The organism is Mycobacterium sp. URHB0044, assembly GCF_000620625.1.
Lineage (GTDB): Bacteria > Actinomycetota > Actinomycetes > Mycobacteriales > Mycobacteriaceae > Mycobacterium.
Genome location: NZ_JIAW01000002.1, coordinates 460,725 through 477,153, shown reverse-complemented (window position 1 = coordinate 477,153; position 16,429 = coordinate 460,725). Strand labels below are relative to the sequence as shown.

The 16,429-nt window shown below is 67.2% G+C and carries 16 protein-coding genes; 9 read left to right on the top strand and 7 right to left on the bottom strand.

From position 1 onward, the window contains the following. The 7 genes from N536_RS0106395 to N536_RS0106365 all read left to right on the top strand — a co-directional run bounded on the left by N536_RS0106395 (position 1) and on the right by N536_RS0106365 (position 8,983). Positions 1–1,044 (top strand): ABC transporter permease, encoded by a 1,044-nt coding sequence (locus tag N536_RS0106395; protein WP_029112855.1) that lies wholly within the window; start codon positions 1–3, stop codon positions 1,042–1,044. Between the two features lie 202 nt (positions 1,045–1,246). After that, positions 1,247–2,920 (top strand): ABC transporter substrate-binding protein, encoded by a 1,674-nt coding sequence (locus tag N536_RS0106390; protein WP_231514428.1) that lies wholly within the window; start codon positions 1,247–1,249, stop codon positions 2,918–2,920. Further along, complete coding sequence (locus tag N536_RS0106385) at positions 2,905–3,888, top strand: ABC transporter permease (protein WP_029112853.1); 984 nt, start codon at positions 2,905–2,907, stop codon at positions 3,886–3,888. The genes N536_RS0106390 and N536_RS0106385 overlap by 16 nt, the downstream gene beginning before the upstream one ends. Continuing rightward, positions 3,885–4,760: an ABC transporter permease gene (locus N536_RS0106380; RefSeq protein WP_051574278.1), complete on the top strand. Its 876-nt coding sequence runs from the start codon at positions 3,885–3,887 to the stop codon at positions 4,758–4,760. The genes N536_RS0106385 and N536_RS0106380 overlap by 4 nt, the downstream gene beginning before the upstream one ends. Continuing rightward, positions 4,757–6,400, top strand: coding sequence for an ABC transporter ATP-binding protein (locus N536_RS0106375; RefSeq protein WP_029112851.1), 1,644 nt, complete (start codon positions 4,757–4,759; stop codon positions 6,398–6,400). The genes N536_RS0106380 and N536_RS0106375 overlap by 4 nt, the downstream gene beginning before the upstream one ends. A 1-nt stretch (position 6,401) precedes the next feature. Continuing rightward, complete coding sequence (locus N536_RS0106370; RefSeq protein WP_029112850.1) at positions 6,402–7,772, top strand: LLM class flavin-dependent oxidoreductase; 1,371 nt, start codon at positions 6,402–6,404, stop codon at positions 7,770–7,772. Then, positions 7,769–8,983, top strand: a complete 1,215-nt coding sequence (locus tag N536_RS0106365) for an acyl-CoA dehydrogenase family protein (RefSeq protein WP_029112849.1) — start codon at positions 7,769–7,771, stop codon at positions 8,981–8,983. Before N536_RS0106370 ends, N536_RS0106365 begins: the two co-directional genes overlap by 4 nt. Positions 8,984–8,996: 13 nt before the next feature. Here the strand turns inward: N536_RS0106365 and N536_RS0106360 are convergent, their stop codons facing one another. From N536_RS0106360 to lepA, 5 genes are all read right to left on the bottom strand, one after another. Beyond that, complete coding sequence (locus tag N536_RS0106360) at positions 8,997–9,629, bottom strand: GPR1/FUN34/YaaH family transporter (protein WP_029112848.1); 633 nt, start codon at positions 9,627–9,629, stop codon at positions 8,997–8,999. A 115-nt stretch (positions 9,630–9,744) separates the two neighbouring features. Further along, complete coding sequence (locus N536_RS0106355; protein WP_029112847.1) at positions 9,745–9,927, bottom strand: hypothetical protein; 183 nt, start codon at positions 9,925–9,927, stop codon at positions 9,745–9,747. Between the two features lie 186 nt (positions 9,928–10,113). Next, positions 10,114–10,758 (bottom strand): hypothetical protein, encoded by a 645-nt coding sequence (locus N536_RS37585; RefSeq protein ID WP_369798385.1) that lies wholly within the window; start codon positions 10,756–10,758, stop codon positions 10,114–10,116. Positions 10,759–10,799: 41 nt separating this feature from the next. Then, positions 10,800–11,495 carry a sensor domain-containing protein gene (locus N536_RS0106345; RefSeq protein ID WP_029112846.1) on the bottom strand — a complete coding sequence of 232 codons (696 nt, stop codon included), beginning with the start codon at positions 11,493–11,495 and terminating at the stop codon, positions 10,800–10,802. A 69-nt stretch (positions 11,496–11,564) separates the two neighbouring features. Next, the gene (gene lepA / locus N536_RS0106340) at positions 11,565–13,412 is read right to left on the bottom strand and encodes a translation elongation factor 4 (protein ID WP_036435569.1); all 1,848 of its coding nucleotides are present in this window, start codon (positions 13,410–13,412) and stop codon (positions 11,565–11,567) included. A gap of 99 nt (positions 13,413–13,511) precedes the next feature. Here lepA and N536_RS0106335 point away from each other — a divergent pair, with 99 nt between their 5' ends. Then, complete coding sequence (locus N536_RS0106335) at positions 13,512–14,114, top strand: type II toxin-antitoxin system PemK/MazF family toxin (RefSeq protein ID WP_155948446.1); 603 nt, start codon at positions 13,512–13,514, stop codon at positions 14,112–14,114. A 115-nt stretch (positions 14,115–14,229) separates the two neighbouring features. Here N536_RS0106335 and N536_RS0106330 read toward each other — a convergent pair whose 3' ends face one another. Both N536_RS0106330 and N536_RS0106325 read right to left on the bottom strand, forming a co-directional pair. Next, positions 14,230–14,838 carry a GNAT family N-acetyltransferase gene (locus tag N536_RS0106330; RefSeq protein ID WP_029112843.1) on the bottom strand — a complete coding sequence of 203 codons (609 nt, stop codon included), beginning with the start codon at positions 14,836–14,838 and terminating at the stop codon, positions 14,230–14,232. Positions 14,839–14,857: 19 nt separating this feature from the next. Further along, complete coding sequence (locus N536_RS0106325) at positions 14,858–15,286, bottom strand: CBS domain-containing protein (protein WP_029112842.1); 429 nt, start codon at positions 15,284–15,286, stop codon at positions 14,858–14,860. 131 nt (positions 15,287–15,417) lie between these two features. Here N536_RS0106325 and N536_RS0106320 point away from each other — a divergent pair, with 131 nt between their 5' ends. Beyond that, complete coding sequence (locus tag N536_RS0106320; RefSeq protein ID WP_029112841.1) at positions 15,418–16,428, top strand: aldo/keto reductase; 1,011 nt, start codon at positions 15,418–15,420, stop codon at positions 16,426–16,428. The last annotated feature ends 1 nt before the right edge of the window (position 16,429 follow it).

The following is a 16,429-nucleotide window of genomic DNA, read 5'->3' as shown; positions in this document are numbered from 1 at the left end:
ATGACCACTGAAGTAACCCCGGCACTGACCGTCCCCGCCCAAGAGACGGTCGCTCCCACTCCCGTTGCGGTACCGAACAGTTCACCGCCAGGCGCGTTCTCCCGGGTCAATCTGGTCCGGGATGTCCTGCCCCTGGCGGCGCTGCTGGCACTGGTCGCCTTCTTCTCGGTCCGCGCCGAGGCCTTCCTGACCGCAGCGAACCTCACGCTGATCAGCGGGCAGGCGGGCATCCTGCTGCTCGCTTCGCTCGGCGCCACCCTGGTGATCGTGGCGGGCAGCGTGGACCTTTCGGTTGGGTCCATCGCGTTGTTGACCGGCGCCGTGGTGGCGTCACTGATCAACGACGGCTTCAGCAATCCCTTCCTGGTGCTGCTCATCGCGATTGCGGTGGGCGCGGCCATCGGCCTGCTCAACGGTGTGGTGTTCGCCTACGGACGGGTGCCGTCGTTCATCGCCACGCTCGGCACGTTGTCGCTGTTCGCCGGGATCGGCCTGACCGTTCTGCAGGGCAGCACCATCAACTTCACCAACCAGAGCGTCCGTGACCTCGCCATCGGACAGTTCATCCCGAACATCCAGAACGCCGCCCTCATCGCCCTGCTGGCGCTCGCCGTGGTCTGGTTCTTCGCCCGGCGCACCCGGTTCGGACTGTACGTGTACGCCATCGGCGGCAACGAGAAGGTGGTCGAGCTCGCCGGGGTGAAGACCCGCCGGGTCAAGGTGCTCATCCTGGTCGTCTCCGGAATCACGGCGGGGGTGGCCGGCTTGCTGCTGACGGCCCAGCTCGGAGCAGCGGGGCCGACACTGGGTTCGCAGATCCTGCTCGATTCGGTGGCCGCGATCGTCATCGGCGGCACCGCGTTGTCGGGCGGGGTGGGTGGCGTCGGCCGGACCGTGCTCGGCGTGCTGATCCTGACGGTCCTGTCCAACGGCCTCAACCAGATCGGTGCGGCCGACTACACCCAGACCATCATCAAGGGCCTGGTCATCATCGTCGCGGCGGTCTTCACCATGGCCTCCCAGCGCAAGCTCATCGTGAAATGACGGCAAACAATCACGCCGATCCGATAGCTGGCGCAATGTCGGTTCTTCCGGCATCTTGACCTAGCCCTCATCCGCAGACTCACACAAGAGCACCATCCACAACGGCCTGCCACCGCAGGCCGTCGGATCAGCACGATCTTGCATTCCACTGCTCGATCGGGAGTACGCGATGCTCATCGATCGACCGAAAGACCAGCCAACGATGACTGTTTCACGCACCTTCCCGCGAGCGCTCGGCGCGTTCGGCGGGCTCACCCTCCTCGTCACCGGCTTCGTCCTGACGGGATGCGGCGGCTCGAACCAGACCTCGTCCGGAGGCGGTGACGGGAAGCCCGTCAGCGGTGGATCGATCGTGTACGGCGCCGACCGCGAGCCCGTCTGCCTCGACCCACACAACTACGGTGACATGCCCCAGACCTACGTCGCCCGCCAGTTCCTGGACTCCCTCGTCTCCGAACGCCCCGATGGCACCGTCGTGCCCTGGCTCGCCGACTCCTGGACCGTCTCGCCGGACGGGCTGACCTACACGTTCAAGATCAAGCAAGGCGTCAAGTTCCACGACGGTGAAACCCTCGATGCGCCCGCGGTCAAGGCGAACTTCGACCAGATCCTCGATCCGGCAACACAATCGCTGACCGACACCGGCTACCTCAAGCCCTACTACGCGTCTTCTCGCGCGGTCGACCCCGCGACGTTCGAGCTCAAGCTGTCCACCCCGTACTCCGCGCTGCTGCCCGTACTGTCGCAGGCCTTCTTCGGGATCGAATCGCCCAAGGCGATGGCCCGCGGCCTGGACGCCAACTGCCAATCCCCCGTCGGCACCGGCCCGTTCGTCGTCAAGGAATGGGTGCACGGCCAGAGCGTCGAACTCGACCGCAATGCCGCCTACAACTCCGCGCCCGCCGACGCCAAGCACCAGGGTCCGGCATATCTCGAGCACGTCAGCTGGAAGTTCCTCGAAGACGGTTCGGTCCGGTTCGCCGCCGTACAGGGCCAGGGTGCCGACGCCATCTTCAACCCACCGCCGCAGCAGAGCGCGGCCTTGAAGAACGACCCGAACCTGGTGCTTCAGGAGTTCGCCCACACCGGGCTGCCGAACGGGTTGGCGCTCAACACCACCCGCGCGCCGTTCACCGATACCGCCGTGCGCCAGGCGTTCATCCACGGCTCGAATGCCGAAGCCGCCGTGAAGAGCTCCTATCTCGGCGTCTTCGCCTGGGAGCCCGGTCCGCTGTCGTCGACGACGCCGTTCTTCGACAAGGATCTGCGCAGCCACTACGCCAACGATCCGGGCAAGGCGAACCAGCTGCTGGACGCCGCGGGCTGGACGCAGCGCGACGGCGACGGCTACCGCACCAAGGACGGCAAGCAACTGGCCGCCACGCTGATCTACTCGTCGGATCCAGGGGACACACCGCCCGCCGACGTGACGCTGTACCAAGACATTCAGGCGGCGGAGAAGGAGATCGGCTTCAACCTGGTGCTCAAGCCGATTCCGCAGGATCAGTACTTCGCCGCGTTCACCGACAAGGATGCCTATGACGTGCTGGCAGGCGCGTACTGGAACAGCCCGACACCGTTGGTGCTCTCGATCGTCTACTCGACCGACTCACTGAAACTGGCTCCAGGCAACAACATGTCGTGGGTGCAGAACCCGGCCATCGATGCGCCGCTGCACGAAGTGGCTGCCGCAACGGACCCGGAGACACAACAACACCTCTACGACAAGGTGCAGAAGATCGTCGCCGAGAACGCCTACCACCTCGGTCTCTATCCGCAGACCACCAGACTGGTGACCAAGAAGCGTCTCAACGACGTCTGGATCGAGCCATCGGAAGGCGAGCCCGTACTGCACGACGCGTGGCTGGCGCCGTGACCGAGCCGGTCAACCCGGCCCGCCGTGCCCACCTCCGGGCGCGGCGGGCGCTGGGCCGAATCGGGGGCGTCATCGGAGTGCTCTGGGGTGCAGCCACTTTGACGTTCATCGCCCAGCAACTCATGCCGACCGATCCCGCGCAGGCGATCCTCGGAGGTGCGGGTTCCAAGCCGTCGCCGGAGCAGTTGGCCGCCGTCAAGGCTCAGTACGGGCTGGACCGGCCGGTGCTCGTGCAGTACTTCGACTACCTCGGCGGCCTCGTCCGCGGCGACCTCGGCACGTCGTACGTCCGCAAGCAGCCGGTCACGGAGATGATCGGACAGCAGCTGGGCCCCACGCTGACGCTCACGATCTCCGCGCTCGTTGCGGCATGGGTGATCGCCGTCGCGGTGACACTGCTGACCGCACACCGACGGCAGGCGATCGCCGCCATCGGCTCGGGCCTGGAGACGTTCCTGGCTGCGCTACCCCAATACTGGCTCGGAATCGTGCTTCTGGTGTTGTTCGCGTTCCATCTGCACTGGTTGCCCGTGGTCGGTGACGGTGACTTCGAGGGCCTGATCCTGCCCGCGCTCACACTCGCCCTGCCACTCGCAGGCTTCCTCGGGCAGGTGACGCGCGACGAATTCTCCTCAGCCATGGAACAGCCATTCGCCGTCTCGGCCCGCGCACGCGGCATGAGCGACTGGGGCGTCCGCTGGCGGCATGCACTTCGGCATGCCGTCCTGCCCGGCCTGACCTTGTCCGGCTGGGCCCTTGGCTCTCTGTTCTCCACCGCCGTGATCGTCGAGACGGTGTTCGTACGACCCGGGCTGGGCCGTGTCCTCGTCGACGCCGTGACCGCACACGACATGCCCGTCGTGGTGGGTGTGACGCTGTTCGTCGCCGCGATCTACGTGGCGGCGAATCTACTGGTGAACATCGCCTTCGGGCGCATCGACCCACGGTTGCGGAGCGTGGCGCGATGACCATCAACGTCGCCGACGCCCTGATCGGCCACGGCGCCCCCTCCACCCGTCGCGTCCCGAGCGCACGCACCCTGCGCCCGGCCGTCTGGCTCGCCGGACTGTTCCTGGTCGTCGTGTTGGCCTGGGCGGTCGCACCCGGCGCGTTCACCAGTGAGTCGCCGTTCGACACCGATATCGAAGCGGCACTGCAGGGTCCGTCCTTGCAGCACTGGTTCGGCACCGACGCCTCGGGTCGCGACATCTACACGCGGGTGGTGTTCGGCGCCCGCAGTTCACTTCTCATCGGCACCGGTGCCACCGCGCTCGCCTTGGCGGCAGCCGTCGCGTTCGGCTTCGCGGCCGGGCTCGGCGGGCGGTTCACCGATGGGGCGATCAGCCGGTTCCTGGAAGTGGTGTTGGCGATTCCCGGGCTGCTGGTCGCGTTGCTGTTCATCGCGATGTTCGGGCCGGGCGTGGCGACGGAGATCGTCGCGGTCGCCATCGGATCGGCTGCCGGCTACGCGTGGATGGTGCGCGGGCAGGTGATCGCTGTCAAGGACTCCGCGTACGTGCACGCGGCAGTCGCATTGGGGCACAAGCCCTCGCGCATCATCGCCCAGCACGTGTTCCCGAACGCGATGCGGCCCCTCGTCGCACTCGCAACGTTGGGCGTCGGCCAGTCGATCGTGTGGGCCTCGTCGCTGAGCTTCCTCGGTCTCGGCGTCGCCCCACCCGCGCCGGAATGGGGCGCCATGCTCGACGCCGGCCGTGACTTCGTGTCGACGGCGTGGTGGCTCGAACTGTTCCCCGGCCTGGCGATCCTGGGCTGCACCCTGGCCGTCACGGTGCTGGGCCGTCATCTCCAGCAGCGACTCGAAGGACGGCTCTCGTGACCACACCCCTGCTGCGCGTCGAGGATCTCGGCGTCGCCTTCGGCGCCCGGGATCCGCAGCCGGTGGTGCGTGGCGTCAGCTTCGAGGTGGCCGCAGGCGAGTGCTTCGCGATCGTCGGTGAATCCGGGTCCGGCAAGAGTGTCACCGCACGTACCTTGCTCGGATTGGCCGGCGCCACAGCACACGTCAGCGCAACCCGGCTGGAACTACAGGGCAGCTCGCTGCTGGGCAACCGGGATCGTGACTGGCGGCGGATTCGGGGCAGCCAGGTCGGTTTCGTGCTGCAGGACGCGCTGGTGTCGCTGGACCCGCTGCGCACCGTCGGCGCCGAGATCGCCGAAACGCTTCGGCTGCACCGGTTCGGCAACAAAGCCCGGCGCCGCCAACGGGTACTGGAGTTGCTCACCGCCGTCGGCGTGCCCGAACCGGAGCTACGGGCTCTCCAACTCCCGCACGAACTGTCCGGCGGGCAGCGTCAGCGCGCGTTGATCGCATCGGCGATCGCCTTGGACCCGCCACTGCTGATCGCCGACGAACCGACCACCGCCCTCGACGTCACCATCCAAGCGCAGATCCTCGACCTGTTGCAGGGGATGAAGGACCGCGGCACCGGGCTGATCCTCATCAGCCACGACCTGGCCGTGGTCAGCCGACTCGCCGACAGGGTCGCGGTGATGCGCAACGGCTTGTTGGTCGAGCAGGGGCCCGTGGCAGAGGTCCTCGAGCACCCGACCCATCCATACACCCGGACGCTGCTGCAGGCAGTTCCTGCCGCCCACCGCAAGGGCACCCGGCTCTCCGGCGCACCAGCTCGGTCGGCGGGTTCTGCCGTTCGCGCCGACACGCCACCCGACGGCGTGCTACTCGCCGCCGACGGCCTGGTGAAGCGGTTCCGCGGTCCCGACGGCATGGAACGCGTGGCCGTCCAGGATGTCTCGTTCACCATCGGAGTCGGCGAAACGCTCGGCATCGTCGGCGAGTCCGGTTCGGGCAAGACGACGACCGCGCGACTTGCGTTGGCGCTGTTGGAGCCCGACGCCGGGACCGTGCGGCTCGCCGGCGAACCGTGGAGCGAGGCGACGGAGGCGCAGCGCCGGTCGCGGCGGCGGACCGTCTCGGTGGTGTACCAGGACCCACTGGGGTCCTTCGACCCACGGTGGACGGTACGCCGAATCATCGAGGACGCCCTGCCTGCCGACACGTACCCCGACGCCCCATCGCGCCGACGCCGTACCGCCGAACTGCTCAGCGATGTCGGGCTTCCCGACGAGCATCTCGACCGGCGGCCGCTGCTGCTGTCGGGCGGTCAGCGTCAGCGGGTGGCGATCGCCCGCGCGCTGGCACCGGAGCCGGCGCTGATCGTCTGCGACGAGTCGGTTTCTGCGCTGGACGTCACGATCCAGGCGCAGGTGCTAGACCTGCTCACGGACCTGCAAGCGCGCCTTGACCTCTCGTATCTGTTCATCTCCCACGACCTCGGCGTGATCCACCACGTCGCCGACCGCGTGCTCGTGATGCGCGACGGCCGGGTCGTCGAATCGGGAACGGCCGCAGAGATCTTCGATTCACCGCGCGATCCCTACACGCAACAGCTGCTGGCGAGCCTGCCCGCCGCCCCGCAACCCGTCCCAGGAGGCTGACATGACCCGACAGATCCATCTCAACGCATTCGACATGAACTGCGTGACACACATCGTGGCGGGCACGTGGCGCCACCCCGAGTCGCAGGCCGCGCGCTACAAGGATCTGCAGTACTGGCTGGACCTGGCCAAGCTGCTGGAGCGCGGGCTCTTCGACGGCCTCTTCATCGCCGACGTACTCGGCATCTACGACGTGTACGGCGGCGGTCCGGAAGCCGCGCTGCGCTCGGGTGCCCAAGTGCCCGTGAACGATCCGCTGCTCGTCGTGCCCGCCATGGCCACCGTCACCGAACACCTCGGATTCGGGATCACCGCGGCCACCTCGTTCGATCACCCGTACTCGTTCGCCCGGCGGATGTCGACGCTGGATCACCTGACCAAGGGCCGCGTCGGCTGGAACATCGTCACCGGCTACCTGGAGAGCGCGGCCCGCAACCACGGTCTGGACACCATCACACCGCACGCCGAGCGCTACTCCATCGCCGACGAGTACACCGAAGTCCTCTACAAGCTGTGGGAGGGCTCATGGGATGACGACGCCGTCGGCACCGATCCGGCGCGCGCGGAATACGCCGACCCCAGCAAGGTGCACCCAATCGACCACGACGGCAAGTACTTCCGGGTTCCCGGCATCCATCTGTCCGAGCCGTCACCGCAGCGCACGCCGGTGCTGTATCAGGCAGGCGCCTCCGAGCGGGGCCGCCAGTTCGGCGCCGAGAACGCCGAGGTGATCTTCATCGGCGCGCCCACCAAGGAAGCGCTCAAGGAGGCCGTCGCAGACATTCGCGGCAGGGCCGCCGCCGCCGGGCGCGACCCCTACGACGTGAAGATCGTCAACGGCCACGTCGTCGTCACCGGTGCCACCGAGGCCGCGGCACAGGAGCGCTACCAGGAGTTCCGGCGCTACATCGACCCCGAGGGCGCGCTCGCGCTGTGGTCGGGCTGGCTGGGTACCGACCTGTCCCGCTTCGACCTCGATGATCCGGTCGCCGTCACCGACAACGAGTATCTGAAGTCGTCGGTGCAGATGTACGGCCAGGGCCAGTGGACACTGCGGGACTTCATCGACGCCCACGCGATCGACGCCGAAGGCGGGTTCACCGTCGGCTCCCCCACCCAGGTCGCCGACCATCTGCAGGAGTGGGTGGAGGAGACCGACGTCGACGGTTTCAACCTCACCAACGTGATCACGCCCGGTTCGTTCGTCGACTTCGTCGACCACGTGATCCCCGAGTTGCAACGCCGCGGTGCCTACAAGACGTCCTATGCCGAGGGGACCCTGCGCGACAAGCTGTTCGAAAAGGGACCGCGACTACCCGAAACGCACCGTGCCACCCGCTACCGCCGTACCACCCAGGAGGCAACCCGATGACCACGACCTCCACCGAACCGCTGATCTACGGCTCCGATCGGCTCGCCCGTCTCATCGCCGACATCGGCGCAGGCGCGCTCGAGCGGGAACGGACAAATGAACGACCCTATGGCGCAATCGATCTGGTTCGCGCTCAGCGACTCGGAGCGCTGCGGGTACCCCGCGAAGACGGCGGCGGCGGGGCCAGCCTGCGCGAGCTGTTCGCCGTCGTGATCGAGCTCGCCGCGGCCGACGTCAACGTGGCACACATTCTGCGCGGGCACTTCGCTCACGTCGAGGAGCGTCTGCGCCTCGACGACAACGAGCGCAGCCGCGTGATCGAACTGGCACTGAGCGGGACGATCGTCGGCAACGCGTCGACCGAGCTCGGTTCGACGCCTGCAGGCGCCTTCACCTGGAAGACCAAGCTCACCCGCGACGGTGAGGGCTTCCGGCTGAACGGCACGAAGTACTTCACCACCGGAACGCTCTACGCCGACTACGCCGAGGTGCTCGCGAGCGACCCCGACGGCGCGACGGTGATCGCGCTGGTCCCCACCGATCGGGCGGGTGTCACCGTGCTCGACGACTGGGACGGCATGGGCCAGCGTGCCACCGGTACCGGCACCGCGATCTTCGAAGACGTGGCGGTATCTGCCGACGAGACACTGCAATTCGCACCGCCCGCAACCGGAGCCGAGCCGGCGCTGTACCTGTCGGGTGCCTTCTTCCAGCTGTACGTCACCGCACTCGTTGCCGGTGTCCTGCAGGGGCTGCGGGCGGATGCGGTGGCCCACGTCCACCAGCGGTCACGCAGCTTCACCTGGGCGCCGAACCCGTCACCGCCGGACGATCCGCTGCTGCAACGCGAGATCGGCGAGATCGCCAGTGCCGCATACGCGGCCAACGCGACGGTGCTGGCCGCGGCCGACGCACTCGCGATCGCCTACCAGGCGGATGTGGACGGCACCGACCCGAATCTCGAGCTCGCACACGAGGCGTCGCTGCAGGCCGCGTCGGCCAAGGTCGTCGTCGACGCGCTGGGGCAGAAGGCGGCGTCCCAGGTATTCGACGTCGGCGGCGCGTCGGTGGTACGCCAGGCGCACCTACTCGATCGGCACTGGCGCAACATCCGGACACTGGCCTCGCACAACCCGACGTCGTACAAGGCGCAGGCGATCGGCGCCTACCACGTCCGCGGCACCCGGCTGCCCGGCAGCGGATACTTCTGATCAGCCGCCACGACTACCCCACCAGGGGACGGCCCAGTGGCAGGGACCGTCCGCCGGTCTCCTCCCACAGCGAGGCGGCGTAGAAGTACACCACGATGCCGACGAACACGAAGACGAACCAGCCACCCGCATGGGTAGCGACCGCGCTGTCGGCAAGGTTGCCGATCAGGAGCAGCACGAGGGCGACGTCGACCACCAACAGCAGGACCGGATACGTCCACGGCAGCCGCAGCACCAGCACGGTCAGAATACCGATAGTGAACAGCCAACTGCCAAGCCACAATGCCGTCGTCTGCCCGGCATCGGCCGCGGCGATTCCGAACCAGTCGTGAGTCAACCCCAGCGAGAGCGCCGCGTAGCTGCCGTAGAACCCGAAGAAGACGCCGTAGACCGTGGCGTTGACGTTCTGCCCGAGCGCGGCGGCCCAGATGGTCGCCAACAGCAGCCCGACTGCGGTCGCGGACAGCAGGATCGGGACCGCCGCCGCGGCGACGTCGACGATGCCGGTGTTGGTGAAACCCAATCCGAAGCCGCCGGCGATGACGAGTGGGAGTGCCACCAGGCCGGGATTGCCCTCCCGCGGCGCGGCGACCGGTTCCAGGCTCGCGGCTTGCACCGTGGGTTCGGCAAAGGCGAGATCGGTCATCGGCGGCATCCTCTCGGTCGTCGTCGCGCCCGAATCACATTGCGGGGCAGACGGTTACCCGGCGGCAACACTTCCGAAATCTACGGAGCGGACGCCCACCCACCCAGGTTTGCGATCATTCCGACGAAATGGCGGCCGGTCCGCTCGAGCTGACACCGGCATCGGGCGAGAGCAGAATCCCGCCGGTCACGATGATCAGCACGCCGAGCGCGGCGACGACCCATGGCCAGACGTGGCCGACTGGTCGCAACAATGGTTCGACGTCGATCATGTGTGCGGCGCCTCGAAACTCGTCCATCGCGGGAACCCCCTTGCCGCAAAGGCTAGGGCGCGACGGCGTACGACGCGATTGACGCGCCGCGGCAGTTCATCGGTCCGACGCACCTGCCCGATCGGCACAACCGCGTGTTACCTCGGCGTTCCGCGGCATCGATGACCTTCACGGCGCCCGCTGGCAATTCGGATCACGCTGGTTGCAAAGTGTTCAACCGTGATGGTGCGTCGCCGCTTGCTGCGGGGCTTCGACGGGCGCCGGCGCGTCGGGCGGGTGGTGCGACTCTGCGGCAGCAGGTCCGTGGTGGTCGTCCCGCAAGCCAGAAGCAACTCCTACCGCTGCGGCGCTAGTGATTACGGCGCCGAGGCCGAGGAGGACGATCGCGTTGGCGAAGGCTGGAATCGGCGCTGCTCGACGGCCTCGGTACCAGACCCAGCCAGCTCCCATCACGACGTACATCTCGAGCAGAAGAGCGCAGAGGTCGGCGGCTTGGACCAGTTCGGGCAGTCCGGCGTGTGGGCCGAACGGCGCTCCCGCAATCCGGGACAGTGCCCACAGCGCGGCGGCACCCGCATTGCCCAATGTCCCTGCGGCAAGCACGGCCGTGGTCGTCCGAGTCAGCAGCACTCGCGCCCAAATCAGTTGGAACAGAGCAATTGCGATGAAGAACAGCCCCGACGGTACCCACTGGTTCCAGTGCGTCGGTACGACGGCGAAGTGGATGACCGCTGCGCCGAGTGAAGCGGTCGCCGCAAGGCGCAAGGCCAGCCCGCTGTCCGTTTCCGTCGCTGCTCTCGGTGACACTCGAACGATGATGTCAGGTCCGGCCGAAACAGCACTTACGTGACACCACATCTCAACCCGACCGAGACTTCGCCGTCACCCAGCGAGGGCCGCTACTTCTTGGACGCGTACTTGATCATTTCCTGGGCCATCTCGACGGCCTCGTCGTGGATGCCGAACGCGCATGCCCACGTCTCGACCGTCACGTTGGACACCAGGGACATCGCGTGTTGGCACTCCCAGCCGCCGGAGTCCTCCTGAGTCACCACCTGGGCAAGCATGTCGTCCTTGTCCGCCAGGTCGTCGACCTGCCAGATGTAGGTGGATTCGGAGTCTTCGACCTCCACCGAGAACCCCGCGCACTGTTCCCATTTCGACTTGGACCCGTCGAAGAACTTCTGGGCGTCGTCCGCGGCGGGATAGAGCACGGCCGTCTGCTCGACCCAGTGGTCCTTCTCGTCCCCGGGTTCGCGGGCCACCTGGTCGCGGACGGCGGTCCACTGGCTGCCGTCGTAGACCTCCTGCTCGGCGCCGAAGATGACTCCGAGACAGTCGGCGTCGGAGACGGCGTGCGAGTTGTCCGACATCTCCTCCATCTCGCTGACCACTTCCATGTCGGACGAGCCGATGAGGGAGTTGAGTTCGTCGATGCCGAGCATCACGCCGTCGAGTTGCGTTTCCTTCAGCGGTACGACGTCCAGCGGGGCGGCATCCTTGTCGCGCACCGCGCTGCCACTGACCGTGGTCGTGCATCCCGACAGCAACACCGTCATGGCGACGGCAACTGCGACCGCGACTCCACGCTTCATCGAGCCATTGTGACCGACCGGGACACGCAATGCGTCCTTTCGGCCGCCGGAGCCCCTGACGGCGCTGCCCTACTTCTTGGGCTTGTCGCTGGCGGCGTCCGAGGACAGTGCCGCGACGAAGGCCTCCTGCGGAACTTCGACCCGCCCGATGGTCTTCATCCGCTTCTTGCCTTCCTTCTGCTTTTCCAGCAGTTTGCGCTTGCGGGTGATGTCACCGCCGTAGCACTTGCTCAGCACGTCCTTGCGGATGGCCCGGATGTTTTCGCGGGCAATGATTCTCGAACCGATCGCGGCCTGAATCGGCACCTCGAACTGTTGGCGCGGGATGAGTTCCTTGAGCTTGGTGGTCATCTTGTTGCCGTACGCCGCCGCCGAATCCTTGTGCACGATGGCGCTGAACGCGTCAACGGCCTCGCCCTGCAGGAGGATGTCGACCTTCACCAGATCGGATTCCTGCTCGCCCGACTCCTCGTAGTCGAGGCTGGCGTAGCCGCGGGTGCGCGACTTCAGCGAGTCGAAGAAGTCGAAGATGATCTCGCCCAACGGCATCGTGTACCGAAGTTCGACGCGTTCGGGTGACAGGTAGTCCATGCCGCCCAGCTCGCCGCGACGCTGCTGGCACAACTCCATGATCGTGCCGATGAACTCGCTCGGGGCGATCACCGTCGTCTTCACCACGGGTTCGTAGACGGCGCGGACCTTGCCGTCGGGCCAGTCGGAGGGATTCGTGACGACGATCTCGCTACCGTCGTCCTTCTCCACGCGGTACACGACGTTCGGCGAGGTCGAGATCAGGTCGAGGTCGAACTCGCGCTCGAGGCGCTCGCGGGTGATCTCCATGTGCAACAGGCCCAGGAAGCCGCACCGGAACCCGAAGCCGAGCGCCACCGAGGTCTCCGGCTCCCACACCAACGCTGCATCGTTGAGCTGCAACCGTTCCAGCGCGTCGCGCAGGTTCGGGTAGTCCGACCCGTCGACCGGATAGAGGCCCGAATAGACCATCGGCCTGGGTTCGCGGTAGCCGGTCAGCGCCTGGGTGGCGCCGTTGCGCGCCGACGTCACCGTGTCACCGACCTTGGACTGCCGGACGTCCTTCACACCGGTGATGAGGTAGCCCACCTCGCCGACACCGAGGCCCTCGGTGGCCTTCGGCTCGGGTGAGACGATGCCGACCTCCAGCAGTTCGTGCATGGTGCCGGTGGACATCATCTTGATCTTCTCGCGCGGGCGCAGCGTGCCGTCGACGACGCGGACGTAGGTGACGACGCCGCGGTAGATGTCGTAGACCGAATCGAAGATCATGGCCCTGGCCGGCGCGTCGGCGTCGCCGACCGGAGCGGGAACGAGCCGGACGACCTCGTCGAGCAGTTCGGTGACACCCACGCCGGTCTTGCCCGAGACCCGGAGTACCTCGTCGGGCTCGCAGCCGATGATGTGGGCGATCTCGCCGGCATACCGGTCGGGATCGGCGGCCGGCAGATCGATCTTGTTGAGCACCGGGATGATCGTGAGCCCGCGGTCCAAAGCCAGGTACAGGTTGGCCAGCGTCTGCGCCTCGATGCCCTGAGCGGCGTCGACCAGCAGCACCGCACCCTCGCAGGCCTCCAGCGCACGCGACACCTCATAGGTGAAGTCGACGTGGCCGGGCGTGTCGATCAGGTGCAGGACGAATTCCTCGCCGTTGACCTTCCACGGCAGGCGCACGTTCTGGGCCTTGATCGTGATGCCGCGCTCACGCTCGATGTCCATCCGGTCCAGGTACTGGGCCCGCATGTCGCGGTCGGCGACGACGCCGGTCAGGCCCAGCATCCGGTCGGCCAACGTGGACTTGCCGTGATCGATGTGGGCGATGATGCAGAAGTTCCGGATCTGCGCCGGCGCAGTGAACGTCTTGTCGGCGAAACTGCTGATGGGAATCTCCTGGTCGGGCGGGCTCGAGGGAAGACGCGAGCACTACCAGGGTATCGAGCAACCAACGCGACGACACAATCGTGGGTCCCACCTATGCTCGAAATCATGGCGTCGCAGTGGAAGACGTTCCAGCGTTTAGCAGAGCATCTGGTTTTCAACGAGGCACCGAAGCTGATCCGGCAGCTCCCGAAGGCCGACAGCCTGCAGCGGGGCATTCAGCAGGGCATCAGGATGGGCGTCGATGCGGGTCTCAGCGCGCTCGCGGGCGCATCGGGCGAGGCCCAGCCCGCGATTACCGCTGGCCGGCCGGTCACCGACCGCAGCGTCCCGACCGCCCACCGCGCCCGCAAGGTCGTCTACGCACCCGATCTCGATGGCCGGGCGGATCCCGGCGAGATCGTGTGGACCTGGGTCGTCTACGAGGACGATCCGACCCGCGGCAAGGACCGTCCGGTGCTGGTGGTGGGCCGTGACAGCGCCACGCTGCTGGGCCTCATGCTGTCCAGCCAGGACCGCCACCACGGCGATCGCGACTGGGTCGGCATCGGCAGCGGCTCCTGGGACTACGAGGGGCGGGCCAGCTGGGTCCGGCTGGATCGGGTGCTCGACGTGCCCGAGGAGAGCATTCGACGCGAAGGCGCCATTCTCGACCGCGAGACCTTCGAGGTCGTCGCGACCAGGTTGCGGGCCGACTACTCCTGGAGCTGATTTCCACCTCCTCACTTCCCCGCCTCGAGACTGCTGGGAGATCGCGATCTGAGCGATTTTCGCGATCTCCCAGCAGCCTCGGCGAAGAGGGTGGGGGCTGCTGCTAGGCGGCTGCTCAGCGGGGCGGGCGCCACATCGGGATAAGGGTGGGACCGCCGCCCGGCACCTTGATCTCGCCGGTGACGTCAAAGCCGAACCGCTGGTAGTAGGGCACGTTGTCCGGATTGCTCGACTCCAGATAGGCCGGCGCGTGCTCGGCGTCGCAGCGGTCCAGCCGGGACCGCATCAGGACGTTGCCGTAACCCTTGCCCCGCACGTCTGGATCGCTGCCGATGACCGCCAGATACCAGTGCGGCTCCTCGGGGTGAGCCTTCTTCATCAGCTCGGTGACTTCGAGGCCCCGTTGCAGTGACCTGCCGAAGGCCAACAGCAGCCCCGGCATCGCGCGCAGCTCCTCGCCACGCGTCGTCTGCCACCGGCCCGGCGGGTCCCACAAGGAGGCGGCACCGATGCCGTTGCCATTGCCTGCCACTTCGACGCCGCCCCGGGCCAGATGGTGGTGCCGGGTGATCGATGCGAACAAGCGGTGCAGCTTGCTGCGACGAACCTCGGCGTCCGGCAGCATCCAGCGCATCACCGGATCATCGAAGAAGGCCCGGCCCAGGGCCTTGGACAGGGCGCCGACGTCGGCGCGGGTGGCGGGGCGGGCCTCGACGTTGTTCACGGGATCGATACTGCCGGATTCACCCCTGCGTGATGTACGCCTCCAGCTGCTCCTGCTGAGTCTGCAGTTCCTCCATGCGCGTCTTCACCACGTCGCCGATGCTGACGATTCCGGCCAGGCGCCCGTCGTCGATGACGGGCACGTGGCGCACCCGGTTGGTCGTCATCAACGCGCTGAGACTGTCCACCGAGTCGGCCGGCCTACAAGTGATCACCTGGGCCGTCATGATGTCGGAGACCGACCTGTCCAGGAGTTCCCCGCCGAACTCGTGCAACTTCCGTACGACGTCGCGCTCGGAGACGATGCCCACCGGTCCGCTGGGCCCGACGACCACCATCGCGCCGATGTTGCGCGCCACCAGCCCAGCAAGCAGGTCGCGCACCGTCATGTCGGGGGCGACGGTCTGCACCGCCGCGCCCTTGTTCTTCAACACGTCTGCGATCCGCACGTGCACCTCCCAAGTGACGCCGGTCACAATAGGTTAGGCCGGATGACGGCTCGGCGGTAGTCCCCGGCGGAACAGATCGACGGTGTGACGGGTTGCACAGGCCGATGACGAAACGACGAAGGGTGCACACAATGACGGAAACCGTGACGCTCGGCGACGAATTGACGGTTAGCGCAATCGGTTTCGGCGCAATGGCGCTGACACCGGTGTACGGCGAGGTGAACGACGAGGAATCCTTGGCCACGCTGCACAGCTGCATCGACCTCGGTGTCACGTTCATCGACACCGCCAACGTCTACGGCGGCGGCAACAACGAACGCCTCATCGCCCGCCTGCTGGAGAGCCGGCGCGACGAGGTGACGTTGGCGACCAAGTTCGGCATCACCGGCAACCCCGCCGATCGGGCCGCCGGCAGGCCGGGATCCCGCGGCGACGCGGCGTACGTCCGGCAATGCATCGACGAGAGCCTGGCGAGGCTCAACACCGACGTCGTCGACCTCTACTACATGCACCGCCGGGACGTGACGGTGCCGATCGAGGAGACCGTCGGAGCGATGGCCGAGCTGGTGGCCGCGGGCAAGGTGCGCCATCTGGGACTGTCCGAGGTGACGGCCGACGAGTTGCGCGCCGCGGTCGCCGTCCATCCCATCGCCGCGGTGCAGAGCGAATGGTCGATTTGGAGCCGCGACGTCGAACGCAACGTGGTGCCTGCCGCGGCCGAACTCGGTGTCGGCTTCGTCCCGTATTCGCCGCTGGGCCGCGGATTCCTGACGGGCACCGTCCGATCCGCCGCCGACCTCGAATCGGGATCGGACTTCCGGCGCGGCATGCCACGGTTCTCCGAAGGTGCCCTGGAGGCCAACCAGGCGGTCGTCGACGTCATCCGCGACGTCGCCGACGAGCGTGAGGCCACCGCGGCGCAGGTCGCGCTGGCCTGGTTGCGTTACCGCGCCGACGAGCTCGGGGTGGCGTCCGCGCCGATTCCGGGGACACGCCGCGCGGCGCGCGTCGAGGAGAACCTGGGCTCGCTGGACGTCGCGCTCACCGATGACCAGTTGGAGCGGCTCGACGCGGCGGGAGCGGCCGTCTCGGGACATCGGTTCGCCGACCTGTCGTGGGTTTCAGCCGGTCGGGAGAACTGAA

What these genes read in the sequence shown, in the direction of transcription:
- N536_RS0106360 (WP_029112848.1), bottom strand. Translation starts at nt 9,629, where the DNA reads ATGACCGATCTCGCCTTTGCCGAACCCACGGTGCAAGCCGCGAGCCTG.
- N536_RS0106320 (WP_029112841.1), top strand. Translation starts at nt 15,418, where the DNA reads ATGACGGAAACCGTGACGCTCGGCGACGAATTGACGGTTAGCGCAATC.
- N536_RS0106390 (WP_231514428.1), top strand. Translation starts at nt 1,247, where the DNA reads ATGACTGTTTCACGCACCTTCCCGCGAGCGCTCGGCGCGTTCGGCGGG.
- N536_RS0106335 (WP_155948446.1), top strand. Translation starts at nt 13,512, where the DNA reads ATGGCGTCGCAGTGGAAGACGTTCCAGCGTTTAGCAGAGCATCTGGTT.
- N536_RS37585 (WP_369798385.1), bottom strand. Translation starts at nt 10,758, where the DNA reads ATGTGGTGTCACGTAAGTGCTGTTTCGGCCGGACCTGACATCATCGTT.
- N536_RS0106345 (WP_029112846.1), bottom strand. Translation starts at nt 11,495, where the DNA reads ATGAAGCGTGGAGTCGCGGTCGCAGTTGCCGTCGCCATGACGGTGTTG.
- N536_RS0106380 (WP_051574278.1), top strand. Translation starts at nt 3,885, where the DNA reads ATGACCATCAACGTCGCCGACGCCCTGATCGGCCACGGCGCCCCCTCC.
- N536_RS0106355 (WP_029112847.1), bottom strand. Translation starts at nt 9,927, where the DNA reads ATGGACGAGTTTCGAGGCGCCGCACACATGATCGACGTCGAACCATTG.
- N536_RS0106395 (WP_029112855.1), top strand. Translation starts at nt 1, where the DNA reads ATGACCACTGAAGTAACCCCGGCACTGACCGTCCCCGCCCAAGAGACG.
- N536_RS0106365 (WP_029112849.1), top strand. Translation starts at nt 7,769, where the DNA reads ATGACCACGACCTCCACCGAACCGCTGATCTACGGCTCCGATCGGCTC.
- N536_RS0106370 (WP_029112850.1), top strand. Translation starts at nt 6,402, where the DNA reads ATGACCCGACAGATCCATCTCAACGCATTCGACATGAACTGCGTGACA.